The organism is Amycolatopsis sp. YIM 10, from assembly GCF_009429145.1.
GTDB lineage: Bacteria > Actinomycetota > Actinomycetes > Mycobacteriales > Pseudonocardiaceae > Amycolatopsis.
This window is the reverse complement of the sequence record NZ_CP045480.1, coordinates 922197-943367: the sequence shown is the minus strand read 5'-3', so window position 1 is coordinate 943367 and position 21171 is coordinate 922197. Positions and strand designations below refer to the sequence as shown.

18 protein-coding genes, 1 tRNA gene and 1 riboswitch are annotated in these 21171 nt (G+C 70.2%); of the genes, 10 read left to right on the top strand and 9 right to left on the bottom strand.

The window, feature by feature from the left end; all coding sequences use genetic code 11:
- The first annotated feature begins 147 nt into the window (after window positions 1-147).
- The 5 genes from YIM_RS04720 (at window position 148) to YIM_RS04700 (ending at window position 5576) form a co-directional block, all read left to right on the top strand.
- Window positions 148-219: transfer RNA gene (locus YIM_RS04720), tRNA-Gln, on the top strand.
- Between the two features lie 98 nt (window positions 220-317).
- Window positions 318-2036 (top strand): diguanylate cyclase, encoded by a 1719-nt coding sequence (locus YIM_RS04715; protein ID WP_153036789.1) that lies wholly within the window; start codon window positions 318-320, stop codon window positions 2034-2036.
- A 45-nt stretch (window positions 2037-2081) separates the two neighbouring features.
- A complete protein-coding gene (glmU, locus tag YIM_RS04710; RefSeq protein ID WP_153029161.1) occupies window positions 2082-3551 on the top strand; it encodes a bifunctional UDP-N-acetylglucosamine diphosphorylase/glucosamine-1-phosphate N-acetyltransferase GlmU in 1470 nt (489 codons plus the stop codon).
- Window positions 3548-4528: a ribose-phosphate diphosphokinase gene (locus YIM_RS04705; protein WP_153029160.1), complete on the top strand. Its 981-nt coding sequence runs from the start codon at window positions 3548-3550 to the stop codon at window positions 4526-4528. The genes glmU and YIM_RS04705 overlap by 4 nt, the downstream gene beginning before the upstream one ends.
- 196 nt (window positions 4529-4724) lie before the next feature.
- Window positions 4725-5576, top strand: a complete 852-nt coding sequence (locus YIM_RS04700) for a TIGR03621 family F420-dependent LLM class oxidoreductase (RefSeq protein ID WP_153029159.1) — start codon at window positions 4725-4727, stop codon at window positions 5574-5576.
- On the opposite strand, the gene YIM_RS04695 is transcribed toward YIM_RS04700, so the two are convergent.
- The gene (locus tag YIM_RS04695) at window positions 5573-6694 is read right to left on the bottom strand and encodes a hypothetical protein (RefSeq protein ID WP_153029158.1); all 1122 of its coding nucleotides are present in this window, start codon (window positions 6692-6694) and stop codon (window positions 5573-5575) included. The genes YIM_RS04700 and YIM_RS04695 overlap by 4 nt on opposite strands.
- 308 nt (window positions 6695-7002) lie before the next feature.
- Here YIM_RS04695 and YIM_RS04690 point away from each other — a divergent pair, with 308 nt between their 5' ends.
- The 4 genes from YIM_RS04690 (at window position 7003) to YIM_RS04675 (ending at window position 9125) form a co-directional block, all read left to right on the top strand.
- On the top strand, window positions 7003-7632 hold the full coding sequence (locus YIM_RS04690; RefSeq protein WP_153029157.1) for a 50S ribosomal protein L25/general stress protein Ctc: 630 nt from the start codon (window positions 7003-7005) through the stop codon (window positions 7630-7632).
- A 7-nt stretch (window positions 7633-7639) separates the two neighbouring features.
- Entirely contained in the window at window positions 7640-8233 is a 594-nt protein-coding gene (gene pth, locus YIM_RS04685) for an aminoacyl-tRNA hydrolase (protein ID WP_153029156.1), read from the top strand.
- 173 nt (window positions 8234-8406) lie between these two features.
- Entirely contained in the window at window positions 8407-8766 is a 360-nt protein-coding gene (locus YIM_RS49820; protein ID WP_153029155.1) for a DivIVA domain-containing protein, read from the top strand.
- Window positions 8766-9125: a DivIVA domain-containing protein gene (locus YIM_RS04675; RefSeq protein WP_153036788.1), complete on the top strand. Its 360-nt coding sequence runs from the start codon at window positions 8766-8768 to the stop codon at window positions 9123-9125. The genes YIM_RS49820 and YIM_RS04675 overlap by 1 nt, the downstream gene beginning before the upstream one ends.
- Here YIM_RS04675 and YIM_RS04670 read toward each other — a convergent pair.
- From YIM_RS04670 to metG, 8 genes are all read right to left on the bottom strand, one after another.
- Window positions 9122-10801: a fatty acyl-AMP ligase gene (locus tag YIM_RS04670; RefSeq protein WP_153029154.1), complete on the bottom strand. Its 1680-nt coding sequence runs from the start codon at window positions 10799-10801 to the stop codon at window positions 9122-9124. The genes YIM_RS04675 and YIM_RS04670 overlap by 4 nt on opposite strands.
- Before the next feature lie 21 nt (window positions 10802-10822).
- Window positions 10823-12589, bottom strand: a complete 1767-nt coding sequence (locus tag YIM_RS04665) for an ABC-F family ATP-binding cassette domain-containing protein (protein WP_153029153.1) — start codon at window positions 12587-12589, stop codon at window positions 10823-10825.
- On the bottom strand, window positions 12589-13554 hold the full coding sequence (locus YIM_RS04660) for a 4-(cytidine 5'-diphospho)-2-C-methyl-D-erythritol kinase (protein ID WP_153029152.1): 966 nt from the start codon (window positions 13552-13554) through the stop codon (window positions 12589-12591). Before YIM_RS04660 ends, YIM_RS04665 begins: the two co-directional genes overlap by 1 nt.
- Window positions 13555-13647: 93 nt before the next feature.
- On the bottom strand, window positions 13648-14658 hold the full coding sequence (locus YIM_RS04655; protein ID WP_153029151.1) for a methionine ABC transporter ATP-binding protein: 1011 nt from the start codon (window positions 14656-14658) through the stop codon (window positions 13648-13650).
- Window positions 14659-14855: 197 nt separating this feature from the next.
- Window positions 14856-14944, bottom strand: a riboswitch (SAM riboswitch).
- A gap of 69 nt (window positions 14945-15013) precedes the next feature.
- Window positions 15014-15871, bottom strand: coding sequence for a 16S rRNA (adenine(1518)-N(6)/adenine(1519)-N(6))-dimethyltransferase RsmA (gene rsmA / locus YIM_RS04650; protein ID WP_153029150.1), 858 nt, complete (start codon window positions 15869-15871; stop codon window positions 15014-15016).
- Between the two features lie 155 nt (window positions 15872-16026).
- A complete protein-coding gene (locus tag YIM_RS04645) occupies window positions 16027-17436 on the bottom strand; it encodes a resuscitation-promoting factor (RefSeq protein ID WP_153036787.1) in 1410 nt (469 codons plus the stop codon).
- A 361-nt stretch (window positions 17437-17797) separates the two neighbouring features.
- Window positions 17798-18598 (bottom strand): TatD family hydrolase, encoded by an 801-nt coding sequence (locus tag YIM_RS04640; protein ID WP_228004558.1) that lies wholly within the window; start codon window positions 18596-18598, stop codon window positions 17798-17800.
- Window positions 18599-18663: 65 nt separating this feature from the next.
- Entirely contained in the window at window positions 18664-20457 is a 1794-nt protein-coding gene (gene metG / locus YIM_RS04635; RefSeq protein ID WP_153029148.1) for a methionine--tRNA ligase, read from the bottom strand.
- A gap of 51 nt (window positions 20458-20508) precedes the next feature.
- On the opposite strand from metG, the gene YIM_RS04630 reads away from it, so the two are divergent.
- Window positions 20509-21090: a PadR family transcriptional regulator gene (locus YIM_RS04630; RefSeq protein WP_153029147.1), complete on the top strand. Its 582-nt coding sequence runs from the start codon at window positions 20509-20511 to the stop codon at window positions 21088-21090.
- Window positions 21091-21171 lie beyond the last annotated feature (81 nt).

The following is a 21171-nucleotide window of genomic DNA, read 5'->3' as shown; positions in this document are numbered from 1 at the left end:
CTACGTTGCCGTAAGTTACGGTACCGGAAGTTGCGCTCACTGGGGAGAGCCCAAAGGCGTGTGACAGTGCCCACCAGGCATGATCGCGCGCGAGGCCAACCCGTGTGGCCCGCCCCCGGCCGGGCTGTCTATCCTGACCAGGCACGATCCGCCGTAGTGTAATTGGCAGCACTTCAGATTTTGGTTCTGACAGTTCAGGTTCGAATCCTGGCGGCGGAGCACGCGCGCCCGATCGGAGACAGCCGAGGGGGTTGAATCCACTGCACGACGACGTGAGTGAGCCCAAGCAGCAGGCCCGGCGCCCGGCGCTGATCGAGATGTCGGACGCCTGGCTGGTCGGCCGTGCCCGCGAACTCATCGCCACCGTGCAGCGCAGCGATTACGCCGAGCAGGTCGGCATCATCGAGACCCTCGACGAGCTGCTGGAGGAGACCCAGCGCCGCGGCGAGCCGATACTGGTCGCCCAGCTGCTCCGGTCGGTCTGCCTGGCCAGGCTGGTCACCAAGGGCATGGCCGCCGATGCCGAGCCCACGCTCGACGAGATGCTGGCGCACACCCGCAGGCACGGCCTCGCCCTGCTTCGAGCCGACGCGCACGCCCTGCGCGGGCGGCGCCTGGTGCTGGCCGAGCAGGAGGACGCGGCGCTCACCGAGATCGCCAGGGCACTGGCCATTCTCGACGACTCCGCCACCCCCGACGTGCAGCTCGGCCGCCGCGCCTGGGACAAGCTGCTGGCCAGCGCGCTGATCGACTGCTGGCTGGTGCTCAACCAGCTGGGCGTCTACGAGGCCGCCGAGGAGGTCATCTCCCGCGCGCACCAGGCCATCCGCGACAGCGCCGGTCCGCACGAGATCACCCTGCAGCTGATCAACCGGGTGAAGATGATGCTCGGCTGGGGCCTGCGGCTCGAACGCGTCGGCCGCTACGACGAGGCGGTGGAGAAGTTCCGCACCGCGGCGTCGATGGCGGTGGCCGCCGAGGCGCCGTTCGCCGAGTCGCTGTTCCCGCGCAAGAGCGGGGTCCCGGCGATCGACCAGGTCGGCGTGCTGGCCGCGGCGCTGGCCCTGTCCGCGCCCGACGCCGCCCACCTCGACCGCCTGCGCGGCCTGCTCACCGAGCCCGGCTACCCGCACGAGCAGGTCATCGTGACCATCGCGCTGGCCAGGTGCCTCGACCACATCGGCCGCCGCGACGAGGCGCTGGAGGTGCTCAACGCGGCCCGCGCGAACGCCGCCGAGGACACCTCCCAGCCGTCGATGCGGCTGAACCTGGTGCGTGAGCTGGCGAAGCTGGAGACGCACCAGAACGAGGACCTGGCCAAGGAGTCGGACAGCCCGGCGTCGGCCCCCACGCTGCTGCTGAACTACGCGGGCTCGCTGGAGGCCGAGCTGTGGACGCTGCGCGAGTCGCAGATCGCCACGCTCACCGCGCGCCGCGAGCACGAGCGGCTGACCGCCGAGCACGGCGAGATGACCCAGCAGGCCCTCCAGGACCCGCTCACCGGCCTGCCCAACCGCCGCGCGCTCGACGAGCGGCTGCGGGCGCTGGCTTCGTCGGCAACATCACACCCGCTCGCCGTCGCGCTGGTCGACCTCGACGGGTTCAAGGGCGTCAACGACCGGCATTCGCACGCGGAGGGTGACGACGTGCTGCGCGTGGTCGCCAGCACGCTGCGGGACGCCCTGCGCGGGGACGACATCGTCGCGCGCTACGGCGGGGACGAGTTCATCGTGCTGCTGCCCGGTGCCCCGGTGTCCGCGGCGACGCAGGCGCTCAGCCGCGCTGTGACGGCGGTCGCGTCCCTGCCGCACCACCTCTCGCATGGGGTAACCCTCTCGGTCGGCCTGGTTTCGATCCGCGCGCAGGAGCGCGCCGAGCAGGTGCTCTCGCGTGCGGATGCCGCCATGTACCAGGCGAAACGCCGCGGCGGCAACCAGGTCGCCTCGGCCTATCTGGAAGCCGGCGAGTCCGCCGCGGACTGGCCGGGCGAGCCCGCCGACACCGACCCGGCGTGGGGACTGCGAGAGCACACGTAGGATCGGGCCCCGGCGGAAACGCACACGAGGAGCGCTAGGAGCGTTGTGACCGGGCCTTTGACAACCCTGATCCTCGCCGCGGGCGAGGGCACCCGCATGCGGTCGACCACCCCGAAGGTGCTGCACCCGATCGCCGGGCGGCCGCTCGTCGAGCACGCGGTGCGCGCGGCGGCCGGGCTCGACCCGGAGCACCTCGTCGTGGTCGTCGGCCACGGCCGGGAAGCGGTCACCGGGCACCTGGACGAGGTGGCCAAGCTGCTCGGCCGCCCGGTCGGCACGGCGGTGCAGGAGGCGCAGAACGGCACCGGCCACGCGGTCTCGTGCGCGCTGGCCACGCTGCCGCCGCGGCTCACCGGCACGGTGGTGGTCAGCTACGGCGACGTGCCGCTGCTGGACACCGAGACGCTGGCCGCGCTGCTCGCCGAGCACACCGGCACCGGCAACGCGGTGACCGTGCTGACCTCGGTGGTCACCGACCCGACCGGCTACGGGCGGATCGTGCGTGACAACTCGGGCGCGGTCACCGCGATCGTCGAGCAGAAGGACGCCGACGAGACCCAGCTGGCGATCACCGAGATCAACTCGGGCGTGTACGCCTTCGACGCGGCCGTGCTGGCCGACGGCCTGTCCCGGCTGTCCACCGACAACGCGCAGGGCGAGCTGTACCTGACCGACGTGCTCGGCATCGCGCGCGGCGACGGCAGGGCGGTCGGCGCGCTGGTGGCGGGCGACCCGTGGCTGACCGAGGGCGTCAACGACCGGGTGCAGCTGTCGGTGCTGGGCGCCGAGCTGAACCGCCGGATCGTGCGCCGCTGGCAGCGGGCCGGGGTGACCGTGGTCGATCCGGCCACCACCTGGCTCGACGCCGGGGTGACCCTGGCGCGCGACGTGCGCATCGAGCCGGGGGTGCAGCTCAAGGGCACCACCTCGGTCGGTGAGGGCGCGACCGTCGGCCCGGACACCACGCTGACCGACGTCGAGGTCGGCGCGGGGGCCACGGTGGTCCGCACGCACGGTTCGAACTCGGTGCTCGGCGAGAACGTCAGCGTCGGCCCGTTCGCCTACCTGCGGCCGGGCACCCGGCTCGGGGACAAGGGCAAGATCGGCACCTTCGTCGAGACCAAGAACGCCGACATCGGCCGGGGCACCAAGGTGCCGCACCTGAGCTACGTCGGCGACGCGACCATCGGCGAGCAGAGCAACATCGGCGCGGCCAGTGTTTTTGTCAACTACGACGGCGTCAACAAGCACCACACCACGATCGGCTCCCACGTCCGGATGGGCTCGGACAACATGTACGTCGCTCCGGTGACCGTCGGCGACGGTGCCGCCAGCGGCGCGGGTGCGGTGATCCGCCGGGACGTCCCGCCCGGCGCGCTGGCGGTTTCCGGGGGACCGCAGCGCAACATCGAAGGCTGGGTGGCCCGGAAGCGACCGGGCACTCCCGCGGCGGAGGCGGCCGAGGCGGCTCTCGCCCGAAACGAAGTGGAAAACGACGGGGAGTCGCAGAAATGAGCCCGAAGTCCGGTACACCGAAGAAGAACCTGATGCTCTTCTCCGGCCGCGCCCACCCAGAACTGGCCGAAGAGGTGGCCAAGCACCTCAACATCACCATCACTCCCCAGACGGCGCACAACTTCGCCAACGGCGAGATCTTCGTCCGCTTCCAGGAGTCGGTGCGGGGGTGTGACGCCTTCGTGCTGCAGAGCCACCCGCAGCCGATCAACGAGTGGGTGATGGAGCAGCTGATCATGGTGGACGCGCTCAAGCGCGCCAGCGCCAAGCGGATCACCGTGATCATGCCGTTCTACCCGTACGCGCGGCAGGACAAGAAGCACAAGGGCCGCGAGCCGATCTCGGCGCGGCTGATCGCGGACCTGTTCAAGACCGCGGGTGCCGACCGGATCATGACGGTCGACCTGCACACCGCGCAGATCCAGGGCTTCTTCGACGGCCCGGTGGACCACCTGCTCGCGCAGAGCGTGCTGGCCGACCACATCAACAGCACCTACGCCGAGCACGAGATCACCGTGGTCTCTCCGGACTCGGGTCGCGTGCGACTGGCCGAGAAGTGGGCCGAGCAGCTCGGCAACAAGCCGATCGCCTTCATCCACAAGACCCGCGACCCGGACAAGCCCAACCAGGCGGTGGCCAACCGCGTGGTCGGCAAGGTCGAGGGCAGGCTGTGCGTGCTGATCGACGACATGATCGACACCGGTGGCACGATCGTGAAGGCCACCGAGGCCCTGCTCAACGAGGGCGCGTCGGACGTGGTCATCGCCTCGACCCACGGCATCCTCTCGGACCCGGCCACCGACCGCCTGTCGAACTGCAAGGCACGCGAGGTCATCCTGACCAACACGCTGCCGATCCCGGAGGAGAAGCGCTTCCCGGGCCTGACCGTGCTCTCGATCGCCCCGCTGCTGGCCCGCGCCATCCAACAGGTCTTCGAGGACGGCTCGGTAACCAGCCTCTTCGACGGCCAGGCCTGACCACCGGCCCCCTCCCTCACCCTGGTCCACAGCCAAAACACGGCGAAGACCCCGATGTCAAGGCATCTTTCCCGCCTTGACATCGGGGTCTTCGCCGTAGTCACACTGAAAAACCGGGGTGGCGCCCCTCGAACCCGCCTCCGCTGACCGCGAACCCGCCCCACAACCACCAAAGTCCGGACTACCGTCCCAACCCATGCGCGAGTTCAGATTCGGCGTCACCCTTCGCTCCATCGGCTCCGCCCAGGCGTGGGCCGCCAAGTGCCGCGCGGCCGAGGACCTCGGCTACGACGTGATCACCATTCCCGACCACCTCGGCGGCGGCACCCCTGCTCCCTTCCCGGCAGCAGCCGCGGCAGCCGCGGTGACCAGGAGAATCAACGTCGGCACCCTCGTCCTCAGCGTTCCCTTCCACAACCGCGCCATTCTCGCCCGCGACGTCGCCGCCACCGTGCAGCTCAGCGACGGCCGCTTCGAGCTGGGCCTCGGCGCCGGGCACATGAAGGCCGAGTTCGACGACGCGGGCCTGCCCTGGCAGGACCTCCCCACCCGCCTCGACCATCTCACCGGCACCATCGCCGATCTCCGAAGGCGCCTCGAAGCTGACGAAGTCGAGATGCCGCCGATGCTCATCGCCGGCAACAGCAAGGGCGTGTTGCGGATCGCCGCCGAGCACGCGCAGATCGTCGGCTTCGCCGGGCTCAAACCGAAACCGGGCGCCGAACCGGGCGTCTGGCGATTGGCCACCCCGGCCGAACTACAGGAGCGCGTCGACTTCTACCGAACCCTCGGCGCCGACACCGAGTCGAACATGCTCATCCAGGACGTCGTGGTCACCGACGACAAACCGGCCGCCGCAACGAAGTGGGCCGAGCGCGCAGAGTCCACAGTGGACGAGATGCTGGCCGCCCCGCAGTTGCTCATCGGCACCGAAACCGAAATCGCCGACCGCGTCCGTGAACTCCGCGACCGCTACGGCTTCACCTACTTCACCGTCTTCGAACCGGTGATGGAGGCGTTCGCACCCATTCTGCAGATCCTGCGTTAACCGCCGAGCGTCGCGAACTCCGCCTCGATCTTCTGCTTGATCGCGCCGACGTCCACCGCGGCGATCGCCTCGCCGGTCGCCGACGGCATCGAGGTCACCTGGTAGGACGCGGTCCGGTTCGGCACGCTGAACCGGACCGTGCACGGCACGTCGACCACCGAGTTCGGCGCCGCGGTGGCCTCCGCGGTGCAGGTCTGGCTACCCAGGCCCGGCGCGCTGACGTCGGCCTTGGCCAGGATGCGCACGCCGGAGACCCGGCCGTCCGCCCCGGTGATCGAGTTGCGCACCTTGATGTTCGAGGTGCAGGACCCGCTGGTGGCGCACTGGAGGTCGTTGCCGTCGACCAGCACCACCAGCTCGGCGGCGTAGTCGAAGGCCTGCGCGAACGCGTCCACCGCACCGCCGAGCCCGTTCTTGAACTGGGCCAGCGCGTCACCGGTGAGCCCGCCGGGGCTGACCACGGTGCCCGCGCCGAACGCCTTGCCGGTGCCGTCGATCAGCCCGGCGTCGAACGAGACCACCCGGTGCGGCTTGACCGCGGTGATCTGCAGCTTGCCCTTCGGCAGCGACAGCTCGTAGACCTCGGTGCCGTCGGCGAGCCGCGTCTTGACCGGGTCGGCCAGCTGGTCCAGGCCGAGCGAGGCGTCGTAGAGCGCGTTGCGGATTTCGCGCGGGGTGAGCACCTGGCTGGCCCGCAGCGGCAGGTCGGAGTCCTCGACGAACATCCAGCGCTTGCCGTACTCCTCGGCCTGCCCGTCGTCCACGCCCTGGGTCTTCCAGTAGGCGGGCGGCGCGGACAGGTACGGCTTGCCGTCCGCCTCGACCAGGTTCACCACCTGGCCGCCGACGCCGACCGCGCCGTAGGTGGTGCCGTTCTTGGTCACGCTCAGCGCGAGGTCGACCAGCTCACCGGCGTCGTTGCGCAACTGGCTCCGGTAGGCGATGGCCTCCTGCTCGGCCAGATCGTCGACGGCGGCCTTGACCGCGTCCCGCTGGGCGGTGCGCGCGTCGGCCTTCGCCTGGTCGGCCGCGGCGGGACCGGCCGCGCCGATGGTGGACACCTCGCAACCGGCCAGCACCAGCGCTGCCCCGGCGACGAGCACGGCGAACCCCCGCACCCGGCTCCTCCCCATGACGGCCCTCGCTTTCGTTTCGCCAGACGAAATGTACTCATCCGACGCCACCGTTGGATAACGGTTCCCGCTCCCCCGCCGCGAGGCCGCCGGACCGGCTTGCTCTACACTGTGCGGGTTGTCTCGGCGAGGCGGACCCCACGAGCACCTGGTGGTGTCCGACGTGATCGACGCGGCGGCTTGAGTCGCCACGCGTCCAGGTCACGTCGTGGGATTCGCCGCCGGCGCAGCCGAGATGGTCCCCAGACCTCACCACCTGTTTTTCGCCGAAGATTTGTAAGGAGTGCTTCACCGTGTCCGAGGTACGTCTGTCCGTCGAACCGCGCACCGAGTTCGGCAAGGGCGCCGCGCGGCGCACGCGGCGCGCCGGCAAGATCCCCGCGGTTCTCTATGGTCACGGCTCGGACCCGCGGCACCTGTCGCTGCCGGCCATCGAGTTCGCCCGCGTCGTGCGTGAGAACGGCACCAACGCCGTGATCACCCTGGACGTGGACAGCTCCAGCAACGCCACCGAGCTGGCGCTGACCAAGACCATCGTGGTCCACCCGCTGAAGAACTACATCGAGCACGTCGACCTGCTCGTCGTCAAGCGTGGCGAGAAGGTCACCGTGGACGTTCCGGTGGTCATCACCGGCGACGCCGCCCCGGGCACCCTGGTCTCGCAGGACGTGGACACGCTGACCGTCGAGGTCGAGGCGCTGCACATCCCGGAGCAGGTCGAGGTCTCGGTCGAGGGCCTGCAGGCCGGCACCCAGATCCTCGCCGCCCAGGTCGCGCTGCCCACCGGCGCCGAGCTGGTGACCGACGGCGAGTACCTGGTCGTCGCGGTGAACGAGGCCCCGAACGAGGCGGCCATGGAGAGCCAGGTCGACGCCGACGGCGCCGGGGTGGTCGAGGACCAGCCCGAGTCCACCGAGGAGTAATTCCCTCGTGGAAACCGACCTGCCCGGGGCCGGCGAGCAGATCCTGCTCGCCGGCCTCGGCAATCCGGGGCCCCGGTACGCGGGCAACCGGCACAACGCCGGCTTCCTGGTGCTGGACGAGCTGGCCGCGCGCATGGGCGGCAAGTTCAAGGCGCACAAGACCGGCGGCGAGGTGCTCGAAGGCCGCCTCGCCGGACGCCGGGTGGCGCTGGTCAAGCCCCGGTCGTTCATGAACCTCTCCGGCGGTCCGGTCGCCGGTGCCGCGCGCTTCTTCAAGGTGGGCCCGGACGGTGTAGTCGTCGTGCACGACGAGCTGGACCTGCCCTACGGCGCGCTGAAGCTCAAGTTCGGCGGCGGCGACAACGGGCACAACGGCCTTCGCTCGATCACCAAGTCGCTCGGCACCAAGGACTACTTCCGGGTCCGCTTCGGCGTCGACCGCCCGCCCGGCCGGATGGACCCGGCGGACTACGTGCTCAAGGACTTCTCCACCGTGGAGCGCAAGGAACTCGCGCTCAACCTCGATCGATGCGCCGACGCTGTCGAAGCGCTCATCGCCAACGGGCTGCTGGCGGCCCAGAACGCCTTCCACGCCGGCTGATCGCCTGTGACCTGGGCCTCGGCGGGAAGAGTGACGATCGACACCCTCAGTGCCCAGTTGCTCACCCAAAGGCGTTGGGTCTCACCCCTGTTCGAGTAGCAGGGCTTCCGCGTGCCGCCTCCGGCGCACTAGGACGGATAGGGGACGTAACCGAAACCCTAGGGAGACCCCTCATGTCCTTGAGCGCCGATGACGCCCGGAGCACCGCCTTCGGGAACGCACCGATCGGCCGCCGCGGTTACGCCAAGAACGAGGTGGACGACTTCGTTCAGCGGATCGCCGCGACCCTCGACGGGCAGGACGACCTGACCGCCGCCGAGGTCCACCACGTGGTGTTCGGCAAGCCGCTGATCGGCAAGCGCGGGTACGACGAGCGCGAGGTCGACGAGTTCCTCGACGCCGCGGAGGAGGCGTTGCTGTCCCACCTCGGGGCCGACTGGCGGGCGCACCAGGTGCCCGTCGCCAGGGAGGCCGCGCAGGCCACCGCTGCCAGGGCCCGCTCGGCCCCGGCCGACCAGTACCTGGAGCGATGATGACCATCACCGGGGCGGACGCGCTGACCATCCAGTTCCACCGCGCGCCGATCGGCACGCGCGGCTACAGCGAAGCCGACGTGGACAAGTTCCTCGACCGGATCGCCAAGACGCTCGACGGGGAGGACCACCTGACCGCCGCCCAGGTGCACGAGGTGTCCTTCGGCAGGCCGGCGCTCGGAAAGCGGGGCTACGACCAGCAGGAGGTCGACGCTTTCCTGCGCCAGGTCGAAAGCACGCTCGCCGCCCGCGAGGGCTGGACCCCGCACGCGACGAACGCCTACATCGCGCCGGCTTTGGAGCACACCCACTGCCGCAAGCCCCTCTGGCGGCGAGTACGCAACTCGCCGGCGGGCTAGCGGCCCGCGCGCTCGATCTGCTCGGCGTACCGCGACGCGGTGGCCGCGCGCTTGACCTTGCCCGACGGTGTTTTCGGCAGGCTTCCGGCCGGCAGCACCACCACGGCGAACGGGCGCACGTCCACCGCGTCGCGCACGCGGGCGGCGACCTCCTTGGCCAGCCGTCGTTCCTCGGCCTCGTCACCGGCCAGTTTGGACTCCAGCACCACGGCGAACCGCTCGCGCCTGCTGCCCGCGTCGATCCGGACCGCGACCGCGTTGCCCAGCCGCACGCCCTCCACCGAGGTGGCCGCGCGCTCGATGTCGGTCGGGTAGATGTTCCGGCCGCCCATGATGATCACGTCCTTGCGGCGGCCGCAGATGACGATCTGGCCGTCCACCAGGTAACCGAGGTCGCCGGTGTCGATCCAGCCCTCGGCGTCCTGCGTCTCCAAAGGACCGTCCACAGTGAAGTATCCGGGGGTGACAGCCGGCCCGCGCAGGCGGATTTCGCCGACCTCGCGCTCCCCGAGCACCTTGCCGGAGTCGTCGGCGATCTGCGCTTCGAGCCCGTCGAGCGGGCGGCCGAGCACGGCGAACGACCGCACGTCCTCGGTGCCGCGGCGCGGGTCGCCCTCGGGCACCGGCACCGCGCGGTTGTGCGCCTCCAGCGCTTCGGCCTCCACCACGTCCAGCGTCAGCCCGGTGAACAGCGGCGCGAACGACACCGCGAGCGTCGCCTCGGCCATGCCGTAGGCCGGGAACACGCACTCCGGCGGCATCTTGAACCGCGCCCCGGCGTCCACAAAGGTCTGCACGGCGGTCTCGTCGATCGGCTCGGCGCCGTTCAGCGCGATCCGCAGCTTCGACAGGTCGAACTCCTCGTCGGCCCGCGCCATCCGCTTGCCGACCACCGCGTAGGCGAAGTTCGGCGCGGCGGTGGTGGTGCCGCCGTACTTGGTGATCAGCCGCGGCCAGATCAGCGGCCCGGTGAGGAACTCGACCGGGGTGATCTTGACCAGCTCCACGCCGAAGGTCATCGGCACGGTGAGGAAGCCGACCATGCCCATGTCGTGGAAGGTGGGCAGCCACGAGACCATCACGTCGGTGCCGAAGTCGAACTCGGCGCGCTCGACCATCGCCTTGACGTTGGTGTACAGGTTGCCGTGGGTGATCCGCACGGCCTTCGGCTCGGCGGTGGAACCACTGGTCAGCTGCAGCAGCGCGAGGTCGTCCTCGCCGACCGGCACCGGCTCGGTGACCGGCTCCCCGGCGTCCAGCTCGGTGATCGCGTGGAAGGCGATGCCGTGCTCGGTGAGCACCGGCGCCAGCTGGTCGAACGGCTCGCCGAGCAGCACCAGCTCCGAGCCGATCATGCGCAGCACACGCAGCGTGTCCTCGGCCCATTCGGCGAGGTCGGTGCGCGGGGTCGGCTGGTGCAGCATGGTCACGCTGCCACCGGCCAGCCAGACCGCCTGCACGGTCGGCGCGATCAGCGAGGGCGCGGCGGCCAGCACGGCGACCGCGCTGCCCCGCTCCAGCCCGCGGTGGATCAGTTCGCCGGCGAAGCGCTTCGCCTGCTCATGAACCTCCGCCCAGGTGCGGCGAACCGGCTCGTGCGGCTCCCCAGTGACCATGCCCCGCTGCTGACCGCCCGCGGCCGCGGTGGCGACCAGGGTGTCCACGAACCGACTCATGGGATCACCTTAATGAGTGGGCTACTCGATCGCTTCGGAGGTCTCCAGCCAGCGCTGCTCGACCTCGTCCTTCTCCGCCCGCACGGTCTTCAGCTGAGCGTTCAGGTCCATCAGCTTCGCCGGATCGGTCGCCGCCTCGAGCAGTTGCGCGTGCAGCTTCTGCTCCTTGTCGTGCAACTGGTCCAGCTTGCGCTCCAGCCGCGACAGTTCCTTGCCGAGCGCGCGGACCTCCGAGGAGGACAGCTTCGGGCCGGTGTCGGCGACGGGCTCCTTCTTCACCACGGGACGTTCGGCGAGCGTGGCGAGGCGCCGCGTCAGGTACTCCTCGATGCCACCGGGCAGGTGCGTGATGCGGCCGTCGCCGAACAGCGCGTAGACCGCGTCGCAGACCCGTTCCACCAGGTACCGGTCGTGCGAGACGACAACCATGGTGCCCGGCCACGAGTCGAGCAGGTCCTCCAGCTGCTGCAGGGTATCGATGTCCAGGTCGTTCGTCGGCTCGTCGAGCAGCAGCACGTTCGGCTCGGCCATCAGCAGGCGCACCAGCTGCAGCCGCCGCCGCTCGCCACCGGAGAGGTCCTCGACCGGCGTCCACTGCCGCGCGGGCGGGAAGCCCAGCTTCTCGGCCAGCTGCGACGCGGACAGCTCGTGCTTGCCGAGCACCACGCGCCCGGCGACCTGCTCGACCGCCTCCAGCACACGCAGATGTCCTGGCAGGTCTTCGAGTTCCTGGGTCAGGTGCGCCAGGCGCACCGTCTTGCCCTGGATCCGGCGGCCACCGGCCAGCTCGGTCTCCCCCGCCAGCGCCTTGAGCAAGGTGGTCTTGCCGGAGCCGTTCACCCCGACCAGGCCGATTCGGTCACCCGGCCCGATGCGCCAGGTCACGTTGTCCAGCAACGCTTTCTCCCCGGCGGCCAGGGTCACGTCCTCCAGCTCGACGACGGTCTTGCCCAGCCGGCGCCTGGCGAAGGTCATCAGCTCGACGGAATCCCGCGGCGGCGGCACATCGGAGATCAGCGCCTCGGCGGCTTCGATCCGGTAGCGCGGCTTGGACGTGCGCGCCTTCGCCCCGCGCTGCAACCAGGCGAGTTCCTTGCGCGCCAGGTTCTGCCGCTTCTCCTCCAGCGTCGCGGCCAGCCGCGCGCGTTCGGCCCGCGCGAAAACCCAGTCGGCGTAACCACCTTCGTACTGCTCGACCCGGCCGCCGACGACCTCCCAGGTCCGGCCGCAGACGGTGTCCAGGAACCAGCGGTCGTGGGTGACCACCACCAGCGCGACCTTCCGCGCGAGCAGGTGGTCGGCCAGCCAGCGCACGCCTTCGACGTCGAGGTGGTTGGTCGGCTCGTCGAGCACGACCAGGTCCAGTTCGCCGACCAGCGCGGCGGCCAGTGCCACCCGGCGCCGTTCGCCACCGGAGAGCGTGGCGGTCGGATTGTCCAGGCCCAGCGCGGTGATCCCCAGACCCTCCACAATGGACCGGACGCGCGCGTCGGCGGCCCATTCGTGGTCGGCGTCGTAGGCGGCGAGCGCGGCGTCGCGCACGGTCTCGCCGACCAGCTCGGTGCGCTGGGTGACCACGGCCATCCGCAGCCCCCGCACCTGGCTGACCCGGCCGCTGTCCGGTTCCGCGATGCCGGTGAGCACTTCGAGCAGGGTGGTCTTGCCACCGCCGTTGAGGCCGACGACGCCGATGCGCTCACCCTCACCGACCCCGAGCGAGACGGCGTCCAGCAACGGGCGGACACCGTAGGACTTGGAGACCGATTCGAGGTTGACCAGGTTGACCATTACGCGTGCACCTGCGGCGGGACGGGACGGGGATCGGTGTCGCCGCCGACCATTCTCGCGCCGGGCACCGGCCCGTGTGCCACGCGCACGGTGCGGCAGACCCCGGCGCCGGACAGCTCGGCCGCCACTTCGAGCGCGGATTGGGCGTCCTCGCAGAGGAACGCGCAGGTGGGACCGGAACCGGAGACCGTGCCGGCCAGCGCACCCGCGTTCACCCCGGCACGCAGCGTGCGGCGCAACCCGGGGCGCAGCGAGACGGCGGCGGCCTGAAGATCGTTGCCCAGCAACAGGGCCAGCTGCCGCGGGTCACCCGAAGCGAGCGCCTCGACCACCGGTGCGTGCGACCCGATCCGCGGTGGATCGCCCTCCTCGCGCAGCCGGTCGAGTTCGCTGAACACCCTCGGCGTGGACAGGCCCTTCTGGTCGAAGGCGAGCACCCAGTGGAAGGTGTGGCGCGAGAGCACGGGCACCAGGCGCTCACCGCGGCCGGTGCCGAGCGCGGTACCGCCGTAGAGCGCGAACGGCACGTCGCTGCCGAGCTTCGCGGCGACCTCGGCGAGTTCGTCGCGGGTGATCTCCAGCTTCCACAGCGAGGCCAGGCCGACCAGGGTGGCCGCCGCGTCGGCGCTGCCACCGGCCATGCCACCGGCCACCGGGATGCCCTTGCGCAGCACCACCCGGATCTTCGGCTCGCTCTCCGCGCGGCCGACGTGCGCGGCCAGCGCCTGCACCGCGCGCCAGGCCAGGTTGTTCGCTCCGGTGGGCACGGACTTCTCGCCCTCGCCGTACACCTCGACGCCCGGATCGTCGGTCACCGCCACGGTCACCTCGTCGGCCAGCGACAGCGCCTGGAACACGGTCACCAGCTCGTGGTAACCGTCTTCGCGCAGGTCACCGACCGCCAGGTGCAGGTTGATCTTCGACGGCACCCGGACGGTGACTGGAGGCGGAACGACAGCGAGCACGGGGACAAGCCTACGTGGCGGCAAAAAAGTCGTGCGTGCGTAGTGCCGTTCCGGCCCAGCGCACGCACGACTTGGTGGTTGCCACAGGTTGGTTCAGGCGGCGACGCCCTGCGGGCCGCTGACCGGGTGCGTCACGTGCGCACCGCGCTCGGCGATCCAGGCCAGCGCGCCGTCGGCCTGCTCGCCGCGGAGGCCGATGCGGAACCGGCCGACCGGGGTGTCACCGATCCTGGTCAGGCCGCCGCCGATGGTGGCGATGTCGATGCCGAACCGGGTGGCGGCCTCGGGCAGCAGCGCGCCGACCGAGGCGAAGCCGATCAGCACCACGTCGACCGCGCGGTCGTAGCGGGCCGACTGCGCGCGGGTGGTCTCGATGGCGGGCAGCACCGCCTGCGCGGTGCGGCTCGACGGGTCGACCAGCAGCGAGAGCACGTTGCCGTTCTCCACCACCTTGCCGTCCTCCAGCACCGCGACGTCGTCGCAGATGCGGCGGACCACGCCGGCGTCGGGAGTGGTGACGAGCACGGTCAGGCCCAGCTCGGCCCGGGCCCGGTCGAGCGCGGTCAGCACACCGGCCGCGTCGTCCCCGGTGAGCCCGGCGGTCGGGTCGTCGGCGAGCAGCACGGCGGGCGAGGTGGCCAGTGCCTTGGCCACGGCCACCCGGCGGCGCTGGCCGGGGTTCAGCTCGGCGGGGTGCTGGCCGCCGCGCTGGGTCAGGCCGACCAGGTCGAGCAGGTTGCCGACGCGGGTGCGGCGACGCGGGCCCTCGACACCGAGCTGTTCGAGCGGCGAGGCCACGTTCCCGGCGACGGTGCGCTCGGGCTGCAACGAGGCGCGGGAGTCGACGATGCCGACCTGGCGGCGGATCTCCCGCAGGCGGCGGCCGTCGAGCGTGCCGGTGTTCAGCCCGTCCAGCCGGACGACGCCGCGGTCCGGGCGCTCCTGCAGCGCGACGCAACGCGCCAGGGTGGACTTGCCCGAGCCCGCCGCGCCGACGACGCCGTAGAGCGAGCCCGCGTTGATGTCGAAGTTGACGTCGCGCAGCGCGTGGACGGGTGCGGCGTCACCGGGGAAGGATTTGGTCAGGTTTTCGAGCGTGATCACGTGAATGCTCCAACAGCTGGGCGCGGACGCGCGCCGACCACAAGGAAGCACCGTCCGAAACGACGGTGTGGCGTAAACCGGAAAGCGGCGAAGTGGTTACTGGGTCAGTCGTTGGAGCGACGACACGCACTTACCGTGCGGCGACCTTCATCCACTACTCGGCGTCGAGTCAGCAATCGCGACCGGTACACAGGATTCCTCCATCGGTCCTGGCGTTAGCACCTGCCCTCTCGGGTGGTTGCTGCGACTTCGGCGAGCCAGGCCTCTCAGTCGCTCGGGATGGATGCCCAACGAGTACACCCGATCCGGATCGTGAAACGCAAGTCCATAGTCGGAGATCACACGAACAGCGGCGTTATCCCTCGTTTTCGGCCGCCGCCGCGATGAGGGTGAAATCCTCGACCGTGAGTTGCTCACCCCGGGTCCGTGGATCGATACCGGCCGCGGTCAGCAGCCGGCCGGCGCGCTCGGCGGACCCGGCCCACCCGGCCAGCGCCGCGCGCAGGGTCTTGCGGCGCTGCGAGAAGGCCGCGTCGACCACGGCGAAAACGGTCTTCCGCTCGACGGCACGGGTGGTGGGCACCCGCTCGAAGGCGACCAGCGCGGAGTCGACGTTGGGCACCGGCCAGAACACCGCGCGCGGCACCGCGGCCACCTTCTTCGCGCGGCCGTACCAGGCGAGCTTGACGCTGGGCACTCCGTAGGTCCGGCTGCCGGGGCCGGCGGCCATCCGGTCGGCCACCTCGGTCTGGACCATGACGAGCCCGCGCCGGAGGCTGGGCAGCTCCGCGAGCAGGTGCAGGACCACGGGTACGGCGACGTTGTAGGGCAGGTTCGCGACCAGCGCGGTGGGCTCGCCGACGTCGTGCTGGTGGACCTTGAGCGCGTCGGCGCCGACGACGGTCAGTCGTCCGGCCGCGTCGGGCGCGTGCTCGGCGACGGTCGCGGGGAGGCGCTGGGCCAGCACGGGGTCGATCTCGACGGCGACCACGCGGGCGCCGGTGGCGAGCAGGCCGAGCGTGAGAGACCCGAGGCCGGGGCCGACTTCGAGGACGACGTCGTCTTCGGTGACTTTCCCGAGTTCGGCGATGCGGCGCACGGTGTTGGGGTCGTGGACGAAGTTCTGGCCGAGCTTCTTGGTCGGCCGCACGTCCAGCTCGGCCGCCAAGCCGCGGATCTCGGCGGGGCCGAGCAGCCCGGCAGGTTTGGTCACTCGCGTGAGTTTAGGCTCCGGCGCTCCGAGCTGGCGGATCCCCACCCCGCTGCCGTTGCCGGGTGGCGGTTTGTGAGCGGGGCCACCCGGCTTCACGGCATGAAGAGGCCCCCGGGCGAGCGTGCGCGCGGGGGCCTCTTTCAGAAAAGTGAGCGTCAGGCGAGGCCGAGCTTCTTCGAGCAGTGCGGCCAGGCCTTGTAGCCACCGCTGGCGTCGCGCAGCTTGGTGGCGATGGCGATCTGCTGCTCCCGCGTCGCCTGGTGCGGCAGCGCGGCGTACTGCGTGCCGCCGTAGGCCTTCCAGGTGTTGGGGTGGAACTGGACACCGCCGTAGTAGCCGTTGCCGGTGTTGGCGGCCCAGTTGCCGGAGGACTCGCACTGCGCGAGCTTGTCCCACACCGAACCATCGGAGATCGCCGGGTTCGGGGCCTTCTTGGTGCCGACCCGGACCTTCTTCGGCTTGGCTTCCTTGGTGATCTCCTCGGAGATCTTCTCGCGGGCGACTTCCTTGTCGTTCTCCTTCGTCACCCGGTAGGTGACGTTCTTCGAACCGGCTTCGCCCTCTTCCTCGACAACGGTCTTGCCCTTGTCGAGCGTGTCGTCCTTGATCTCCTCGACCGGCGGCGGGATCTCTTCGTTCTCGTTGACCACGGACACGCCGGTGCGGCTGACGTGCACCTCGGCGCCGTCGGTCAGCTTGTAGTCCATGCCGCCGTCGACCTTGTCCTCCGGGCCGATCGTCAGCTGCAGCTCGCCGAAGAACTCCTTGGCGGTCACCGCGTTGGTCTGCACCTGGCGGGGCTCGTTGCCACCGTCGTACAGGGTGATGTTCTTCAGGGTCTTGACCTCGAGGGTCATGCCCTCGAGCGGGATCTGGCCGTCCCCGCCGACGGACATCCAGGTGCCGGGCTTGGCCGCCTCGGCGAGGCCGAGCTGGGTCATCGCCTCGGACACGGTGGTCGCGCGCACCCACGCCTCACGCGGGCTGCCGTCGACGATCAGGTTCAGCTGACGGCCGCGCTCCAGGGTGATGACCGTGTCGTCGGCCACCGCGGCGTCCGGCGACGGCGAGATCGCGTCGTGCGCGCCGATCTGGTAGCCGGCGTCCTTGAGCACCTCGCCGACGGTGCCGCCGAAGGTGTTGACCGTCTGCTGCGCGCCGTCGACGTCGACGGTGACGCTCTTGTTCATCGCCATCGCGGCGGCGCCGCCACCGGTCAGGGTGAGCAGCACGGCCAGCACGGTGCCCTTGAGGAAGCGCTTCTTCCAGGTCTTCGCGGCCTTGACGACACCGTCTTCGACGGGCATCGGCGCGCCCTTGGCGACCCGGTCCTCGCTGATCTCGTCGGGGATGACGATCGGCGGGAGCATCGTGGTCTCGGCGTTGATCAGCCGGATCAGCTCGTCGACGTCGACATTGGCCTCGGCCATCAGCGCGTCGGCGTCGGGGCCGAGCACCGTGAGCACGTCGTGCTGGGTGACGTTCAGGTCGTCGGAGAAGTCCAGCTCGCCCTCGGGGTTGGGCCAGTCGAGCGTACCGACGCCGCCCCCGGAAGAGGCGAACATGCTCGTCGGGTTGTCCTGGCGCGGGTATTCGCCGCGCCTGTAACCACCAGTCACTGGGTCGATCCCTTTCAGAAAAAGGCCGTTGCCTTCATTTCGGCGCCGAAGCACCTGTTATCCGGCTCCCGCAGCCAGCGCCATCCAAGTCCTCCCGGGCTTCGGGGGCCCGTTCGCACTTCCCCGACGTGCACTGACGTGACTGTGGGTGTACCGGCGACAGCCCCTCTGCGGACAACCGACCGGCACGATCACGGGACAGTAACGAAGACTCGGAGGTTGCGCAAACACCCCCCGCAGTGTCGTGATCTGCATCACTCCTCAGATGGCCCAGCAGGCCTGATCTTTTGTCGCAATGCGTCAAACCCTAAGTAACAGCGGGGAGTCGGAAGACCCGTTCGGCGGTCTCGCGCACCGCGTTCGAGATCGTTTCCACGGACTCTTCCCGCAGCTCAGCGAGGTTACGCACGGTGTACGCCGTGCAGTAGGGCTCGTTGGGCCGTCCCCGGTACGGGTGGGGGGTCAAAAATGGCGCATCCGTCTCGACCACGAATTGACCGAGCGGTGAGATTCGCGCCGCGTCGTGCAGTCCGCGCGCGTTCTTGAAGGTCACCGTGCCCGCGAACGAGAGCACGTACCCGGCGTCGAGACACTTCCGGGCGAACTCTCCGTCACCGGAGAAGCAGTGGAAGACCACCGTCTCCGGCGCGCCCTCCTCCGCCAGGATCCGGAACACGTCGTCGTGCGCGTCGCGGTCGTGGATCATCAGCGTCTTGCCGAGCCGCTTCGCCAGGTCGATGTGCCACCGAAACGCCTCCTGCTGGGCGTCGTGCGGGGCGTAGTCCCAGTAGTAGTCGAGCCCGGTCTCGCCGACCGCGACCACCCGCTCCCCGCGGGCCAGACGCTCCACTTCGGACCGTTCCGCCTCACCGAAGTCCTTGGTGCGCGTGGGGTGCACCGCGACCGCGGCGAACACCCGGCTGTCCCAAGTGGACGCCTCGGCGGCCCAGCGGGCGGCGGCGAGGTCGTCCGCGACGGTGACCACGCGGGTCACCCCGGCCGCCTCGGCGCGGTCGGCCATGGCGGTCACGTCGGCCGCGGTGACCGCCCCGCAGGCGTCCATGTGCGTGTGCGCGTCGACCACCGGTGCCGGGAGCTTCTCCGGCACCGGTGGCAGCGTTGTCCGCTCGGGGGACGACCCCCGGACCCCCGAACTGCTCGTGTCCTTCTTGCTCACGGCTCGATCGGGGCCCATTCCGGACCGGTCTCGGCCAGCTTGGCGTCGAGCTTGGCGAACAGCGGCGACGGCTTGGCCAGCGGACGGCCCACCTCGATCGGGACGGACGACCACGATGCCTGCTCGGCCGCGTAGTCCCCGGTGAGGATCGGGTTCACGCGACCGTCGATGTCGAGGTCGTCGACGTCCTGAAGCTCCGGCTGGGCCGCCCAGACGCCCGTGCCACCGAGCGCCTCGTGCACCTTCTGCGCCGAGTGCGGCAGGAACGGGGTCAGCATGGTGTTGGCGTCGGAGACCACCTGGAGCGCGGTGTGCAGCACGCTGTCGCGCCGCGCGGTGTCCTCCTTCAGCTTCCACGGCTCCTGGTCGGACAGGTACTTGTTGGCCGCCGAGACCACCCGCATCGCCTCGCCGAGCGCCTGCTTGAACCGCGAGCGCCCGAGGTGCGCGCCGACGGTCTCGAACGCCTGCCGCGACAGCGTCTTCAGCTCCTCGTCGGCCGGGGACGGCGCGGACGGCGCGGGCACGCCGCCGTTGTTCTTGTGCGCCATCGAGATCGACCGGTTGACCAGGTTGCCCCACTCGTTGGCCAGCTCGAAGTTCGTGCGCCGGACGAACTCGTCCCAGGTGAACGCGGTGTCCTGGGTCTCGGGACCGGCCGCGGCGATGAAGTACCGCAGCGTGTCCGGGCCGTACTCGCGCAGGAAGTCGTTGACGTAGATGACCGTGCCGCGCGAGGTGGAGAACTTCGAGCCGCTCATGGTGAGGAACTCGCTGGAGACGATCTCGCTGGGCAGGTTCAGCTCGCCGTACGGGCCGGGCTCGCCGCCCTTGTCGCCCTGGCCGTTGTGCCCCATCAGCAGCGCGGGCCAGATCTGCGCGTGGAAGGTGATGTTGTCCTTGCCCATGAAGTAGTACGACCGGGCGTCGGGATTGTTCCACCACTGCTGCCAGGCGTCCGGCTCACCGGATCGGCGCGCCCACTCCACGCTGGCCGAGAAGTAGCCGATGACCGCGTCGAACCAGACGTAGAACCGCTTCATGCCCTGGTCGCGCCAGCCGTCCAGCGGGATCTTCACGCCCCAGTCGAGGTCGCGGGTGATCGCCCTCGGCCGCATGTCGTCGACCAGGTTCTTGGTGAAGTTGAGGACGTTGGGCCGCCAGTCGGTCTTGGTGGACAGCCACTTGCCCAGGGTCTGGGTGAACGCGGGCAGGTCGAGGAAGTAGTGCTCGGTCTCGACGAACTTCGGCGTCTCGCCGTTGATCCGGGACTTCGGGTTGATCAGCTCCGCGGCGTCGAGCTGGTTGCCGCAGTTGTCGCACTGGTCGCCGCGGGCGCCGTCGTACCCGCAGATCGGGCAGGTGCCCTCGACGTACCGGTCGGGCAGGGTGCGCCCGGTGGACGGGCTGATCGCGCCGCGCGTCGTCTTCGGCACCACGTAGCCGTTGCGGTGCAGGGCCAGGAAGATCTGCTGGGTGACCGCGGCGTGGTTGCCGGTGCTGGTGCGGGTGAACAGGTCGTAGGTCAGGCCGAGGCCGCGCAGGTCCTCGCCGATCTGCCGGGTGTACTTGTCCGCCGTCTGCTGGGCGGTCAGGCCCTCCTTGTCGGCCTGGACGGTGATCGGCGTGCCGTGTTCGTCGGTACCGGAGACCATGAGCACCCGGTTGCCGGCCATTCGCTGGTAGCGGGAGAAGACGTCGGACGGAACGCCGAATCCGGATACGTGGCCGATGTGGCGGGGGCCGTTGGCGTAGGGCCAGGCCACCGCGGTCAACACTGGGGTGCTCATACCGGATTAGCCTACGGAAGCTGTCACTTGCGTTTTGTCCTGGGAGGCCCGTTGTCCGCGACCCGCTTGCTGGTGCTCGGCGTGGTGCGGATCAGCGGCCGCGCCCACGGCTACCAGGTGCGGCGGGAGCTGCTCAACTGGCGCGCGGACAGCTGGGCCAACGTGCAGCCCGGCTCGATCTACCACGCGCTGAAGAAGATGGCCGCCGAGGAGCTGCTGGAGGAGGTCAGCACCGAGTCGGGGCGCGGCCCGGACCGGGTGGCCTACCAGCTCACCGAAGCCGGCGAGCGCGAGTTCTACCGGCTGCTGACCGGCGCGCTCACCGACGCCGACATCACCGGGCACCTGCTCTCCGCCGGCATCGTGCTGATGCCGATGCTGGAGCGCGCCCGCGCCGTCGAGTTGCTGAAGCTGCTGGAGGTCCGGCTGGAGGGCGCGACCGCCGAGACAGCGCACACCGCGGAGCACGCGCACGACTGGGGACACCCGCCGCACGTGGTGCGGATGTACGGGCTCTGGGGTGGGCTCACCGAAACCGTGCGGTCCTGGGTGCACGACCTGGTCGCCGCGCTGGAGGCCGGCGAGTACCGGATGGCCGACGACCACGAGCCCACGTTCCCGATCAACCGGTAATCACGTTTGACCTGATGACGATAGGTAGGGAAACATACCGCTCGCTTCACTAGTCAAATTTGATTACCGAGAGGGGATTCC